Consider the following 14,520-nt stretch of genomic DNA (forward strand, 5'->3'; position numbering starts at 1 on the left):
GCCTAGGTGATGCGGCCGGTGATGTAGTTTTCGGTGCGTTGCAAACGGGGATTCGTAAAGACCTGATCGGTAGGCCCGTATTCGATTAGCTCACCTTGATGCAAAAAGGCGGTGTAATCCGATACACGTGCCGCTTGTTGCATATTGTGAGTGACCAGAACGAGCGTCAGCTCTGACTTGAGGTTACGAATCAACTCCTCAATTTTGAGCGTTGAAATGGGGTCTAGCGCTGAGGCCGGTTCATCCAACAGCAGTACGTCGGGCTGTACGGCTAACGTGCGGGCGATGACGAGACGCTGCTGCTGACCACCCGAAAGCTGCCAGGCGGAGCGGTGCAGACGGTCTTTAACCTCATCCCAAAGCGCGGCGGAGGTCAATGCCCACTCGATAATGTCATCCCTCTTGCGCTTGGGAAGGCGCTGCTGCAAGCGCAGCCCAAAGGCAACGTTTTCATAGATCGACATAGGAAAGGGATTGGGCGTTTGAAAAACCATCCCCACTCGCCGTCGCAGTTCGGTCACATTCGTTTGCGGGGCGTGAATATCTTGCCCTTCCAGCGTGATTTTACCGCTATGCGTTACCGATTCATTCAGGTCGTGGAGGCGATTAATGGCTCTTAACAAGGTTGATTTACCGCACCCTGAGGGGCCGATAAAAGCCGTTACACGATGACGAGGAACGCTAAGGGTTAAGTCGCGCAACGCCTCTTTCCCCGCATAGGCGAGGCTCAAGTGATCGATGCTCAGGCAGCTGCTGTCGACTGAAAAGTGCGCCACTGGTGCCTGAGAGGTATTGATTGAATGTGATGGTGCTAGCATTCGCTTCCCCGTTGACGCCTAAGATAATGACGCAGAAATATGGCAGTTAGATTAAGCATCAGCACAATCAACACTAAAAGTAGCGCTGTGGCATAAACTAGCGGTATGGCAGCCTGCACATCTTCACCGTGAAAGGCGGTATCAAATAAATGATAGCCAAGGTGCATGAACTTGCGCTCTAAATGCAGGTAGGGAAAGTCGCCATCAATGGGCATTTGTGGCGCTAGCTTGGCAACGCCTACGAGCATCAGGGGGGCAACCTCGCCGGCAGCGCGGGCAACCGCCAAAATGACGCCAGTCAGCATGGCGGGCGCCGCCATGGGCAGCACGATGCGAGTAAGCATCTCCAAGCGAGTGGCGCCGAGTGCTACGGCGCCTTCACGCTGGGCTTCAGGAATACGCGCCAGCCCCTCCTCGGTTGCCACAATCACAACGGGCAGAGTGAGCAGGGCGAGAGTTAATGAGGCCCATAGCAGGCCGCCGGTTCCGAAGGTGGGCGAGGGCAGCGTGTCACTGAAAAACCATTCATCCAGCGAGCCACCAATGCCATACACGAACACGCCTAAGCCGAAGACGCCGTATACAATGGAAGGCACGCCAGCAAGGTTACGCACACCAATGCGTACCAGGCGGGTCAGCCGACCTTGGTGAGCAATTTCGTTTAAGTAGATGGCCGCCAGCACTCCGAACGGAGTGACAAGAACCGACATCAAAATTACCATCAGCACCGTACCAAAAATCGCTGGCCACACCCCGCCGTGGGTGTTAGCGGCGCGTGGTCCTTCACTGAGAAAGCGCCATACCCCACTGCTCCAGGTGGTGGCTTTCTGCCACCACGGCATGGCGTTGGGCATCTGAGCACTGATCACATTGGCTAACGGTTGACGCAAGGTTTGGCCGTCTACGGTCGTGAGCAGCAGATCGCTCACCTGACGTTGGCTGGCAGGCAGCGCCAAAAGCGTCGTTAGCCGTTGCCAAGCGGCGTCGCCCTCCCAGCGCTGATCGTTTTCCTCGATGGCGACCAAACGGCCGATAAAATCACTCCAGGGACTTCGCTCCAGGCGAATCAAGTCGTCAGGCTGCAAACGCTCGGCAATCTCATCCACGGTCACCCAACGCCAACGCACTCCCGCGATGTCCTGATTGCCGGTAAAGTAGAGGCGTTCATCCCCCGCCTGCTGCGGTAGCGCCACATCACGTACGGCTTCGCCTGCCAAGGTCTCGCCTGAACGGAGCGTCACCTCTTCAAGCGCAGCGGGCCAGAAGTGACCCAGCCCACGTGCTAGCAGTAGCGCCAGTAGCGCACCGAGCATTAATAGGGAAAGCGCCACGCTGGCGGCACATAGCCAGGGCCAAACGTCATTGAGCCAGTGGAAACGAGCGTGGCGAGAGGCGGTGCTAGCGGCGCCAGAGGTCATGACGTGCCTCCCATCTGGCGGTAACGTCGGCGTAAGCGTTGGCGAACTACCTCGGCCAGCGTGTTGACTAGGAACGTGAAAATAAACAGCACCAGGGCAGCCAAAATCAGTAAATGATAGGTGAGCCCACCAGGTGACGCTTCAGGTAACTCAATGGCGATAGCAGCGGCCATGGAACGCATACCCTCGAAGGGGCTGGCGCTAAACAGGGCGGTGTTACCACTCGCCATTAGCACAATCATGGTTTCGCCCACCGCGCGTCCCGCACCGATCATGACCGCTGAGAAAACACCCGGGCCTGCTGCTGCCAAAGCGACTTTCCACAGCGCTTGCCAGCGGCTGGCCCCCAGCGCTTGAGCGCCTTCTATTAAAGTGGCGGGGACATCGGCCAGGGCATCCTCTGCCAAAGAGTAAATGCTGGGGATAACGGCAAAGCCCATGGCAAAGCCCACAATCAGCGCGTTGCGTGTGGCGTAATCCAGACCAAAGCGTTCATCGAGCAACTGGCGTAAATCGCCACCCAGCCACTGTTGCTCGATCCAGGGGGCGAGCCATAGTACGACCGCCACCATCAACGCGAGCCAGGGCACTAGCCAGACACCTGCCCAGGAGAGCGGCAAACGACGGCGCAGGCGTGTTTTGGCCAACTGCCAAAGCCAACCGGCTAGTGCGGCACTTAGTGGCAGCCAAACGATCAGCATTAAAGCGCTGGTGAGATGGCGTTCTACCCAAGGGGCCAAAATGAGCCCAGCAATAAAGCCCACCACTACGCCAGGGATCGCCTCCATCATTTCGAGCGCTGGCTTGATTCGCGCGCGTAGCTTTGCCGACATAAACATCGTGGAGTAGGCAGCCGCACCTAATGCAACGGGAATAGCGAAGAGCAGTGCAGCAAGTGCGGCTTTGAGTGTGCCCCACGCCAGGGGAGAGAGCTTGGCCAGGGCCAAGGTATCGCCAATGGCCAGCAGCGGAAGAGTTTCCCACACCAAAAAGATGCCGATAGCGAGAATTGCCAGCAGCACGCCGACGCCGCCCGCGGTAATTAAACCGGTGGCCACGCGATCTTGCAGCAGCCGGAGCGGCTGCCGAGAAGAGGTTAACCGAGGAGGGGTCATGTCGCTATCATGGCAAAACCAGGGTGGTCACAAAACTGACCAGTGTGCGTAGAACAATGTACATACAGTGATTGCATACTCTAAGACAATAATGTGTCAATTAGATGACAGCCTTTGCTGTGCGTTCAGTGTGTTCTGCGCTAGAGGAACAAAGCCGGACGCGCGCGCTATCTGTTGGCCTTCCTCAGACATAATGAGTGTTAACAGTGCCTGCTCGGCGGCGGGTAATGTCTCGCCAGGCGGTAGGTTTACGTAGAGGTACAGGTAGCGTGATAGCGGATAATCACCGCTCTGTATCGCTGCTTCACCGGGCGCTATCGCGGTGCCATTATCGTTATAAAGACTAACCGCGTGTACGGCGGGGGTGAGGTGGTTAAACCCCGCATAACCCATCGCATTGGCGGATTCACCTACTGCGGCGACCACCGCCGATGAGCCAGGGTGCTCGCTAATGTCGTGGCGAAAGAGCCCTCCGCACAAGGCTCGTTTTTGAAATAGTCCATGGGTGCCCGAGGCAAGGTTGCGCCCATGTAGCGCAATCCTGCCAAATGCCCAGTCCTGTGTAGGTGGTAGCTGATCCCAGCGCCTGATGGGCGCATCGGCACCACAGGTACGCGTGGTTGAGAAGATGGCATCAACCTGCTGGCGGGTGAGTGCACGTAATGGATTATGCCGGTGGACGACAACGATGAGGGCATCACGGGCAACCTTTAGTTCCAGCGGCGGGTAGCCGTAGCGCTCAATAAAGTTACCTCGTTCTTCGGGGGTCATCGGACGCGACATCGGTCCAAGCCGAGTCGTACCGGCCATTAGGGCGGTGGGCGCGCTGGCAGAGCCGCTGGCTTGAAATTGCAGCTTAACGTCTGGGTAGCGGGCGGTCAGCGTTTCACCCCAACGCAGCATTAGCCCTGCCATAGTGTCAGAACCGACAGCCCCTAACGTGCCGCTTATCGGCGGTGATTGCGCCCAAGTAAGCGGCGACACCAGCAGCAATAACGCCATCACCCCCCTTCTCAAAGCGCGCTGTAGCGGTAAGAGGGAGCGCTGATAAGGCGAAAGAGTATGCACAGGAGTATTCAAACAAGCGTCCTCTTATGGTTAACTGAATCCATTCACTTGTGTTGCGATGCAGCAACGCTCCTTGGCAATGTGCCTCACTGCAACGTTTACAACAATAAACTGACTAAGCGACTAACTCATGACTCTTCTGGAAACCGATTTGGATGACGTACCGGCCCCGCAAGGGCAGCTGACTTTAAAATTACTGGCTTCCCGCCAAGATACCAATCTTTACGGCGACATACCCGGCGGATGGCTAGTCAATCAAATGGATCAGGCCGCTGAGCTGGCAGCCTGCCGCGAAGCGGGTGGACGAACGGCCACCGTGGCCATCGAGGCCATGGATTTTTTAAGCCCTGTCCGCGTGGGCTCAATGGTAAGTGTTTACACTCAGGTCCAGGAGATCGGACATAGTTCTATCAAAATCGATGTGGAAGTGTGGGTACGTGCGCCCCATGGGCAGCGGATAGAGGAGCGCCAAAAAGTCACTGAGGCGCGTTTCGTCATGGTCGCCTTAGACGATAATGGACGTATAAGAGCTGTTCATAGCGATTAGCCGCAGTTAAGCGATCCCAGCCTAAAATAGCAAAAGGGCGCTAAGTGCGCCCTTTTGCCGTTACTGCCGCTTATTTGCCTAAATGATTAGGCACGTACGTTGTCCCGGTTCTTGAGATAAGCGTATTCGCCGACATCACTAAACGGACGCACGAGTTTCTGAAACGCTGAGTAGGACTCATACACACGACGAGACTCCTCATCGCTATCGACCTGGCGCTGAATGGCTTCCTGGGAAGAGGTATACAGCGCGGCCATCACGTCTTCAGGGAAGGTGCGCAGCTGCACGCCGTGCTCATCGACCAGCGCTTCCAACGCCTGAGCGTTGCGGAAAGCGAATTCACTGATCATGGCAAGGTTAGAGGCACGCGCGGCTTCGCGGATCACGTCCTGAAGGTCTTCGGGCAGCGCGTTCCACGCGTCCAGGTTGATTGTGCCTTCCAGCACAGCCGTTGGCTCGTTCCACGCCGATGTGTAGTAGTAGTCAGCCACCTGATGCAGGCCGAACGCCAAATCGTTATACGGCCCGACCCAGTCCGCGGCATCCAAAGCGCCGGTTTGCAGCGAGGTGAAAATCTCGGATCCTGGCATGTTGACGGTGCTGACGCCGATACCGTTCATGGCTTCACCCGCAAGCCCTGGCAGGCGTAATTTCAGCCCCTGCATATCTTCCAGCGAGTTGATCTCTTTCTTGAACCAGCCAGCCATTTGCGTGCCGGTATTGCCGACGGCGAAGGGCTTGAGGTTGTGGTTGGCGTAGATTTCATCCCACAGTTCCTGACCGCCGCCATTATATAACCAAGCGTTCATTTCGGTGGTGTTCATGCCGAAGGGTACGGCAGTGAAAAACTGCGAGGCAGCGACTTTGCCGCGCCAGTAATAAGACGCAGAGTGACCCATCTCAGCAGTTCCTGCCGCCACGGCGTCAAACACTTCAAGCGCGGGAACCAGCTCACCCGCACCGTGTACGCGAATCTGCATACGCCCATTGGAGAGCTGCTCGACCCGGCGGGCGAAGTCATTCGCGCCAGTGCCCAGAGCGGGGAAGTTTTTTGGCCACGACGTGACCATGTCCCAGGTATAGGTCTCTTGAGCGCGCGCGCTAGAGGTGGTTACAAAGGGGGCAGCAGCGACACCAGCGGCACCTAGGCCAACGGTTTTGAGGAAGTTACGGCGTTGCATGTAAGCAAAACTCCAGAAGTAATCATACTGTTGTTATAGGGCGCTGAGTGCGCCATGTTCGCTTGTTAGTATGCTTTATAGCGAATTTCGCCCGCAAGCCTTCTGATCAATCATCCGATGCGTCTTTCATGCTATTGCCGTGGCGTACCAGCCAATAGCAGCCGCCTAACGCCAATACCGCTATCGATAGCGCACCAATTTGCCACGGATCAATAACCTCCATATCCAGTACCATAAACTTGCGTACTAGCGCCATAATAGCGATTAGCACCACAATTTCGACGTGGATAAAGCCTTTTCCACTGGTCATCGTGCGAATGATTGAGTTATTGAATTCCATGGCAATCAAGACGGTAAGAATCATATCGAATAGCGCTTGAAAGACACGGTAATCGAAGGGATCACGGCTTTGAATAAATAACAGTTGTACCACGTGAATCACCAGATAATACATGGCCACTAGCACGGCTCCGCCGATGGCTAAAGTGAGCACCATCGAAATTAAACGTTCAAAGCGCTGATAGCCGCTCAATGTTTGCCAGCCATTACTCACTTCGGGAAATAGGCGTTTAAAGCGTTGTTTCATAATGCCTCTCAAAGGCGCCTGAGCGCACAAGCAGGGGTAACTAAGTGAAAGGGGAGGCTTGCTTACAGAGGTGTTAGCTTAGCAAAGCCAAGTACCAACCATTTGACCCCTTCGCCTTCAAAGCTCACTTGCACGCGAGCGCGGGCGCCTTCGCCTTCCGCGTTGAGAATGATCCCTTCGCCGAATACTGGATGTTCAACCCCTTGGCCAACGTGCAGGCTAGGCAGATCGCCGCTGCTCTCGACGCTTTGCTGGGCAAAGGAGGTACGTGAGGCGGTCACCGGGCGTGAAATATGCCCGCGCAAGCGCACTTCTTCCAGCAAATGCGGCGGTAGCTCGCGCAAGAAGCGCGAAGGGCGTGGAAACACCTCTTTGCCGTGCAGGCGGCGGGTTTCCGCGTGGGTCAGGTAGAGTTTCTGCATGGCACGAGTAACGCCCACGTAGCAGAGCCGACGCTCCTCTTCGAGCCTGCCAGGTTCCTCGATAGACATCTTGTGCGGAAACAGCCCCTCTTCAACACCAGCAATGAATACTATCGGAAATTCCAGCCCTTTGGCGGAGTGCAGCGTCATCAACTGCACGCTGTCCTCGAACTCTTCGGCTTCATGGTCGCCTGCGTTAAGGGCGGCTTCTGAGAGGAACGCCTCCAACGCCGCCATGCCTTCGCCCGCTTCAGGAGCTTCAAAGACATCGCCCTGAGTGAAGGCGCGGGCAGCGGTGACGAGCTCTTCCAGGTTTTCGACCCGTGCCTGGCCTTTCTCGCCGCGCTCACTTTTGTGGTGCTCTATCAAACCGGTGTGAACAGTAACGTGATCGATAATTTCATGCAGCGCCATACCCGAGGCATCGTTATCGAGCTGCTCGATCAAGTTGGCAAACGTTTGCACCGCATTGGCCGCGCGGCCTTTCAAGGTACCGTCGTTAATCGCATCGTGGAGCGCCTGCCACAGCGGAATGCCTTGCTCACGGGCGCGCAAGCGCACTATCTCTACCGTGCGGGTACCAATACCGCGAGTGGGGACGTTAATGACCCGCTCCAACGAGGCATCGTCATCGCGGTTGAGCATCAGGCGCAGGTAGGCCAGGGCATTCTTGATTTCCAGGCGCTCGTAGAAGCGGTGACCGCCGTAAATACGGTAGGGCATGCCTTGACGAATCAGCGTTTCTTCGAGCAGCCGCGACTGGGCATTGGAGCGGTAGAGAATGGCAATATCGCGGCGGTTAAAGCCTTCGTCGACCTTCTCTTTGATCGTATCGACGATATAGCGCGCTTCTTCCAAGTCGTTAAACCCGGCATAAATCGAGATCGGCTCGCCTTCGATGCCGTCAGTCCACAGGTTTTTGCCCATCCGCTCGCTGTTGTGGCTGATCAGCGTGTTGGCGGCTTCAAGAATCGCGCTGGTAGAGCGATAGTTCTGCTCTAGACGCACGGTATGGGTTTGCGGGAATTCCTGCTCAAAGCGGCTGATATTCTCCACTTTTGCGCCGCGCCAGCCGTAGATCGACTGGTCGTCATCACCGACGGCGGTCATCGGCGTCTGCATGCCGGTGAGCAGTTTTAGCCAGGCGTATTGCAGGGTATTGGTGTCCTGAAACTCATCCACCAGGACGTGTCCAAAGCGCTCTTGGTAGTGCTTCAAAAGCGCTGGGTTATCGCGCAGCAGCTCAAGGCTTCGCAGCAGCAATTCACCGAAATCGACCAAGCCGCCGCGCTCGCAGGTGAGCTGGTAGCGCTCGTAGAGCTCGACCATTTGGCCCATGTAGCCATCGCCATCGACATTGACTTGATGTGGGCGCAAGCCCTCCTCTTTGCAGCCGGAAATAAAATGCTGCACTTGGCGGGGCGGATAGCGTTCGTCGTCGATCGAGTAATCTTTCAACAGCCTCTTGACCAGGCGCAGCTGATCGTCGGAGTCGATAATCTGAAAATGTTGCGGCAGTCGGGCATCTTGCCAGTGGGTACGCAGCAGGCGATGGGCGATGGAGTGAAAGGTGCCCACCCAAACATGACGCATCGAGAGGCTGAGCAGCGCTTCAAGGCGGGTACGCATCTCTTTGGCAGCTTTATTGGTAAATGTAACCGCCAGCAGTGCGTAGGGAGACAGCCCTTCCGCCTGCATCATCCAGGCGATGCGATGGACCAACACGCGAGTCTTGCCGGAGCCTGCGCCTGCGAGCACCAATAGATTGCCTTGGGGGGCGCTCACTGCTTCGCGCTGGGCGGAGTTGAGCTGATCGAGAATCGCCGTGACGTCGTCCATAGTAGCCGCTGCCGGATCAAAAAATAGGCGGCTAGTCTAGCACAGCCAGCGAACTGGCTGTGTATACAGGTATGGCAATCTTCACGCCTGTGCGTCGAGGGCAGGTTTACGCGAGGGCGCTGTGAACCCATCCGTGGGCGCTACTTTTGACATCCCTGTCAAAAGACCCTCGCTTCAACCTGCCCTCGCTCCCGGCCACTGGGAACGTGTAGGTAAAGACTAAGACTCTTCAGGAAAGCGCAGCGTATTAAGGCTCTTTTTAACCGCTTTGAGCTGTTCAGCGAGTTTCGGGCCGCGGGTTTTGGCCACGCCGACAGCGAGTACGTCAATGAGCACCAGATGGGCGATGCGTGAGCTAAGCGGGGTGTAAATCTCAGTGTCCTCGTGAACATCGATATACAGCGGCAGGCTGACCTCTTCAGCAAGCGGCGAGCCGCTGGGGCATAGCCCAATGACGGTAGCGCCTGCTTCACGGGCCAAGCGCACGCTGGCCACCAGCGCTTTAGTGCGGCCGGTTTGTGAAATCGCTACGACGACATCGCCCTCTTTTAAGGTCACCGCCGACATATTCTGCATATGCGGATCGGCGTAGGCAGAGGTGGAAATTTGCAGCCGGAAAAACTTGTGCTGGGCATCGAAAGCCACCGCACCAGACGCACCAAAACCGTAGAATTCCACACGGTTAGCCATTGCCAGTGCATTCACCGCACGCCCTAGGGATTCATTATCCAGCCGGTCTCGCACCGAGAGCAGCGTACCCACTGTAGAGTCAAAGATGCTATGCGAAAACTCAGCAACAGAGTCGCTATCGTTCATGGAAAACTGAGCGAACTGGCTGCCGCTAGCCAGCATTTGCGCTAGCTGTAGCTTGAAATCTTGAAAGCCGTTGCACCCCAGCGCGCGGCAAAAACGCACCACCGTGGGTTCGCTCACGGTGGCTTCGGTGGCCAAATCCACAATACGCATGTGGATGACCTCTTCGGGGTTGCGCAGTACAAACCGCGCCACTTTTTGCTCGGAGCGTCGGAAGTGCTCCATGCGGCGTCTCATCTCATCGAACAGGGCGCGACTCACGTTCAGCTCCTTGGCTCTCAAACTCACACTTGGCTAGTTCTAGCATTTCGACAGTATGCCTGACTGATAGCGCAAATGGGCATGGAAAGCGGTGTAGGGATTAACGTTTAAAGGCCGTTAGCCCCTTTTTTTAAGATTCGTCATCATTTTGTCAAGTAGGTTATAGTAATAAGTGAAGTGCCGCACTGCATCATACAGTCGTCACGGGTGCAGGTGGACGAAGGCATATTCACCTGGAGGAACGTCGATTATGAGAAACGTCGAACGAATCACCTCGGTTAAAAGCGAATTGCTCGATATCTTTATGAGCATGCAAGTGGATGAGCATGCTCAGCGCCAGCGTAGCGCTGCCCAGCGCAGCTTAAGAGCACGCCGCGGTATTGAGTTGCATCGGGAGTTTCAGAAACTATCGCGGGACATCGCCCCCTTGCCCGACGAAGATCGACAAGAGAGCGAATTGCACTGAGATTAGCTGAAATAAGGTTAGTAAGCAGCGGACCAGTGACGGCTTAGCTTAAATAAGCCCAGTCACGAATACGGCAATAACGCCAGCGGGCGCTAAATAGCGCGCGATGATGTTCCATACGCTCTTGCCGGTCGCGGAAAGGCCTAGTTCGGCTTCGACACTGTTGCGCTCTAAGCACCAAGCGGTGAAGAGAATCGCACCTAGCCCGGTTAGCGGCAGCATGATTTTGCTGGTCAGCGTATCAAGCAAATCAAACACCCCCAGCCCAAACATGAGCGGCTCGCTCCATACGTTGAACGATAGCAGCGCTGCAATCCCGAGCAACCAAGCTCCCACACCTGCCACAACCGTTGCCATAACACGGCTTAACGGCGTGCGCTCTTCAACGAACTCAACCACCGGCTCAAGCAGTGAAATCGCGGAGGTTAGCGCGGCAAACGTGAGCAACAAGAAGAACATCAAGCCTAGGATTAGGCCGCCATCCATATTGCCAAACGCCAAGGGCAGCGTGACGAAAATCAGCCCAGGGCCTGAAGCAAGATCCAGGTTATTGGCAAATACAATCGGGAAAATGGCTAGCCCAGCGCCAAGGGCAATGACGGTATCCATGATGATAACCGTACGGGCGGTTTGCAGCAGGTTGATGTCTTTGCCCAGATACGAGCCGTAAGCCATCATGATGCCCATACCCAAAGAGAGGGTAAAGAAGGCGTGACCTAGGGCGGCTAGCACGGTTTCAGCGCTGAGTTTGCTCCAGTCGGGGTTGAACATATAGGTCAATGCTTCGCCAAAGTGCCCAGTCGACATGCCGTAACCGATCAGCACGACGAGCAGCAGGGCGAGCACCGGCATCAAAATGCGTACGGCACCCTCAAGGCCCTTCGTAACACCACGGGCGACAATGCCAATCACTAGCAGCATAAAGACGGAGTGGCCCAGCAGCAGTAGGCCTGGGTTGCTCAGCATGCCGTTAAACAGTGCGCCAATGCCGTCAGCGTCTTGGCCACTAAAGGCACCGCTCACCGAGTTGACCGTGTAGTAGAGCGACCATCCGCCAATGACGCTGTAGAACGACAGAATTAAAAAGGCGCCGATGATGCCACTAATGCCTACGATGGCCCATGCTTTTGGCTTGTTCGCTCCACGCGCCAGCTCTGACATGGTGCTGGCTGGGTTCTTCTGGCCACGCCGCCCGAGTAGCCATTCAGACACCAGAATGGGTAAGCCAATCAGCGCGATACAGAGTAGATAGACAAAGACGAAAGCAGCACCACCGCTTTCGCCCACCATGTAAGGGAATTTCCAGATATTTCCCAGGCCAACCGCTGAACCAGCGGCAGCCAGCACAAAGGTCATTCGCGATGACCATTGCGCGTGTGCGAGCTTCGCCATACATCACCCATTAAGTCGATTATTGTGTCAGTCAAAGCGTGTTGTTCACGCTAGTTTTCGAAAACAGCGTCATTGCTAGCGTCTTTTTTCGAAAGTAAGCGCAATTTATCTGATCGACTGCAAGCATGCCAGTTAGCTGACCTAAAAAGACCGGCTAAAATAGCTGGCTTTGCTTTTCACCCGCGAAAGGCGCTAGCGGAGGTAATGGCGTCGCTTCACCCAGCGCATTGTAAAGTAAGCGAGCCATGTGGGGAGACTCGCGGTTATCCGCAGTATGCACAAATAAGAAAGGGGTTTTCCCCTGACTTATCCACAGCTTTAGGCGAGCCTTCCAGGCGTTGAAGTAGTCACTGTTTATGGTTTTGTCAATATGGCCAATGAAGCGTATTACCGGATAATTTGCCGTGGAAAGCACGTGTAGTGGCAGTTTCGGCTTTTCTTGCTGGGCTTGGGCCAGCCCCATATGGCCGTTAGCGGGTGTTGAAAACACCGGGCGAACATCGAGCATCACGCGGTTAGCCGAATAAGTTATCAACAGGCGGTTAAGAGCAATTTCAGCGGCCCCTTTGTGGAAAAACTCGGGATGACGTACCTCTACCGCACATGGTAAATGGTGTGGCCAGTCCGCAAGCAACGCCTCAAGCTGAGGGAGCTCTTGTGGCCCAAAATCACGTGGTAGTTGAACCATCGTTGGGCCAAGCTGGTGGTGCAGTGGTTCAAGGGCGGCCAAAAAGGCCCATGCATCTTCTAAATGCGTTAACCGTTGATCGTGGGTGACGCTTGCCGGTAATTTAAAGCAAAAACGAAAGTGAGGCGGTGCTTGGCTTGCCCAAGCGGCGACAGTTTCCGGCTTAGGGATCCCGCTATAAAACGTCGTATTGCCTTCAACACACGAAAAGACGGCTGCATAATCGTTTAATAATGCTGTTTTGGCATGGCGCGGATAAAGGCTGCCGAGCCAGTGCTGATTGGCCCACATGGGCAAACCTAAATAAAGCGGAAGCGTCATGGGTGGCGTGCCTATGTGCATAAGGTCAAATACTAATGTAACAGTTTAAAATAGCTGCTCGTTAAGGTGATGGCAGCTTTTATAGGGTTTTTCGGTGTAGCCAGGCGCGGAAAAAGTGAAATTGTTCAGCCGCCGATAGCGCTACTATGTAGGTATAGCCCTTATGGGCAGGTACAGCCGTTAATAAACAGGACGATTCCATGAGTTCAGCGTACGTTAGCAGTGATGAAATCCGCGATCAGTTTTCCAGTGCGATGTCGGCGATGTATCAGCAGGAGGTACCACAATACGGCACCTTATTGTCGCTGGTCGAGGCAGTCAATCGAGAGGTGCTAGCGGCGCAACCTGCCCTTAACAATGCACTTCAGGAGAGCGACGAGCTAGCGCGCATCAATGTGGAACGCCACGGCGCGATTCGGGTGGGCAGTGCCGACGAGCTTGCCATGCTTCGGCGTATGTTTGCGGTGATGGGGATGGCGCCGGTGGGCTATTATGACCTGGCCGCGGCGGGGGTGCCGGTGCACTCGACGGCGTTTCGACCGTTTGCCGATCAGGCACTCAAGCGTAATCCCTTTCGTGTCTTTACCTCGCTGCTGCGCCTTGAACTCATCGAGAAGGTTGAGCTCCGCGAACAGGCAAGTGCCATTTTAAGCTCACGAGATATTTTTACGGCTAATGTGAAAACGCTTATTGAACGCTTCGAGCAGCAGGGTGGGCTTAGCGCCGCCGATGCCGAGCAATTCGTTCAGGAAGCGCTGGAAACGTTCCGCTGGCATGACAACGCCACGGTCGATTTGGCGACATATGACCGTTTGCATAATGAGCATCGGCTAATTGCCGACGTGGTCTGTTTTCGTGGCCCCCACATTAACCACCTAACCCCGCGAACGCTGGATATCGATGAAGTGCAGCGGCGTATGCCGAGCGTGGGTATTGATCCCAAAGCTACCATTGAAGGCCCGCCCCGCCGCGACTGCCCGATACTCTTGCGCCAGACCAGTTTCAAAGCGTTGGAGGAGACTATCGCTTTCGCAGATGCCGCCGAGGGCAAGCACACCGCTCGCTTTGGTGAAATTGAGCAGCGTGGTATTGCGTTAACTAAAAAGGGACGCGAGCTTTATGATCGCCTGCTAGCGACGGCGCGGGAAAGCGCGCCCAAGAGTGCAGATAATGACACTCATCAAGCCCATTTGGCGGAGGTATTCACCGCGTTCCCCGATGATTACGCCACCCTACGTAGTGAAGCGCTAGCTTTCTTTCATTACCACGCGGTGAAGGGCGTGCCGGTGCAAGGGCCAGTGTCAGCAGCGCAAGTCGATCAACTGATCGAGCAGGGCGCCCTGTCAGTCACACCGATGATTTATGAAGATTTCTTACCGGTGAGCGCGGCGGGTATTTTTCAGTCCAATTTGGGCGAAAGCAGCCACGATAACTACGGCAGTAGCGCCAGCCAACAGCAGTTCGAGCAGGACTTAGGCGCTACGGTCATTGATGAGATTGAGCTTTACACTCAGCGCCAACAAGCATCGCTTGATCAGGCGCTGGCGCAGTTAGTGAGTTGAGCGATAGAGCAACCATTATTATT

13 protein-coding genes are annotated in these 14,520 nt (G+C 55.5%); 3 read left to right on the forward strand and 10 right to left on the reverse strand.

Annotated elements, in window-relative coordinates; translation table 11 throughout:
- Positions 1-2: 2 nt before the first annotated feature.
- The 4 genes from pstB to ACUN8H_RS14460 form a co-directional block, all read right to left on the reverse strand.
- A complete protein-coding gene (pstB, locus tag ACUN8H_RS14445) occupies positions 3-818 on the reverse strand; it encodes a phosphate ABC transporter ATP-binding protein PstB (protein ID WP_445532767.1) in 816 nt (271 codons plus the stop codon).
- On the reverse strand, positions 812-2,236 hold the full coding sequence (gene pstA / locus ACUN8H_RS14450) for a phosphate ABC transporter permease PstA (RefSeq protein WP_445532768.1): 1,425 nt from the start codon (positions 2,234-2,236) through the stop codon (positions 812-814). Before pstA ends, pstB begins: the two co-directional genes overlap by 7 nt.
- Positions 2,233-3,351, reverse strand: a complete 1,119-nt coding sequence (locus ACUN8H_RS14455) for an ABC transporter permease subunit (protein ID WP_445532769.1) — start codon at positions 3,349-3,351, stop codon at positions 2,233-2,235. The genes pstA and ACUN8H_RS14455 overlap by 4 nt, the downstream gene beginning before the upstream one ends.
- 96 nt (positions 3,352-3,447) lie before the next feature.
- Entirely contained in the window at positions 3,448-4,353 is a 906-nt protein-coding gene (locus tag ACUN8H_RS14460; RefSeq protein WP_445532770.1) for a PstS family phosphate ABC transporter substrate-binding protein, read from the reverse strand.
- Positions 4,354-4,549: 196 nt separating this feature from the next.
- Between ACUN8H_RS14460 and ACUN8H_RS14465 the strand changes: the two genes are divergently transcribed.
- Positions 4,550-4,966, forward strand: coding sequence for an acyl-CoA thioesterase (locus ACUN8H_RS14465; RefSeq protein ID WP_445532771.1), 417 nt, complete (start codon positions 4,550-4,552; stop codon positions 4,964-4,966).
- Positions 4,967-5,052: 86 nt separating this feature from the next.
- On the opposite strand, the gene ACUN8H_RS14470 is transcribed toward ACUN8H_RS14465, so the two are convergent.
- The 4 genes from ACUN8H_RS14470 to hexR form a co-directional block, all read right to left on the reverse strand.
- Entirely contained in the window at positions 5,053-6,147 is a 1,095-nt protein-coding gene (locus ACUN8H_RS14470; RefSeq protein WP_445532772.1) for a TRAP transporter substrate-binding protein, read from the reverse strand.
- A 106-nt stretch (positions 6,148-6,253) separates the two neighbouring features.
- A complete protein-coding gene (locus ACUN8H_RS14475) occupies positions 6,254-6,733 on the reverse strand; it encodes a phosphate-starvation-inducible PsiE family protein (protein WP_445532773.1) in 480 nt (159 codons plus the stop codon).
- A gap of 62 nt (positions 6,734-6,795) precedes the next feature.
- Positions 6,796-8,994: a DNA helicase II gene (gene uvrD / locus ACUN8H_RS14480; protein WP_445532774.1), complete on the reverse strand. Its 2,199-nt coding sequence runs from the start codon at positions 8,992-8,994 to the stop codon at positions 6,796-6,798.
- Positions 8,995-9,213: 219 nt separating this feature from the next.
- Positions 9,214-10,068: a transcriptional regulator HexR gene (gene hexR, locus ACUN8H_RS14485; protein WP_113270140.1), complete on the reverse strand. Its 855-nt coding sequence runs from the start codon at positions 10,066-10,068 to the stop codon at positions 9,214-9,216.
- Positions 10,069-10,318: 250 nt separating this feature from the next.
- Here hexR and ACUN8H_RS14490 point away from each other — a divergent pair, with 250 nt between their 5' ends.
- Positions 10,319-10,534, forward strand: a complete 216-nt coding sequence (locus ACUN8H_RS14490; protein WP_008956472.1) for a PA3496 family putative envelope integrity protein — start codon at positions 10,319-10,321, stop codon at positions 10,532-10,534.
- Positions 10,535-10,582: 48 nt separating this feature from the next.
- Here the strand turns inward: ACUN8H_RS14490 and ACUN8H_RS14495 are convergent, their stop codons facing one another.
- Complete coding sequence (locus ACUN8H_RS14495; protein ID WP_445532775.1) at positions 10,583-11,926, reverse strand: sodium-dependent transporter; 1,344 nt, start codon at positions 11,924-11,926, stop codon at positions 10,583-10,585.
- Between the two features lie 154 nt (positions 11,927-12,080).
- On the reverse strand, positions 12,081-12,935 hold the full coding sequence (locus ACUN8H_RS14500; protein ID WP_445532776.1) for a DUF72 domain-containing protein: 855 nt from the start codon (positions 12,933-12,935) through the stop codon (positions 12,081-12,083).
- 200 nt (positions 12,936-13,135) lie between these two features.
- On the opposite strand from ACUN8H_RS14500, the gene hglS reads away from it, so the two are divergent.
- A complete protein-coding gene (gene hglS, locus ACUN8H_RS14505; RefSeq protein ID WP_445532777.1) occupies positions 13,136-14,497 on the forward strand; it encodes a 2-oxoadipate dioxygenase/decarboxylase HglS in 1,362 nt (453 codons plus the stop codon).
- The last annotated feature ends 23 nt before the right edge of the window (positions 14,498-14,520 follow it).

The sequence above is a fragment of the Vreelandella sp. V005 genome (assembly GCF_052645115.1).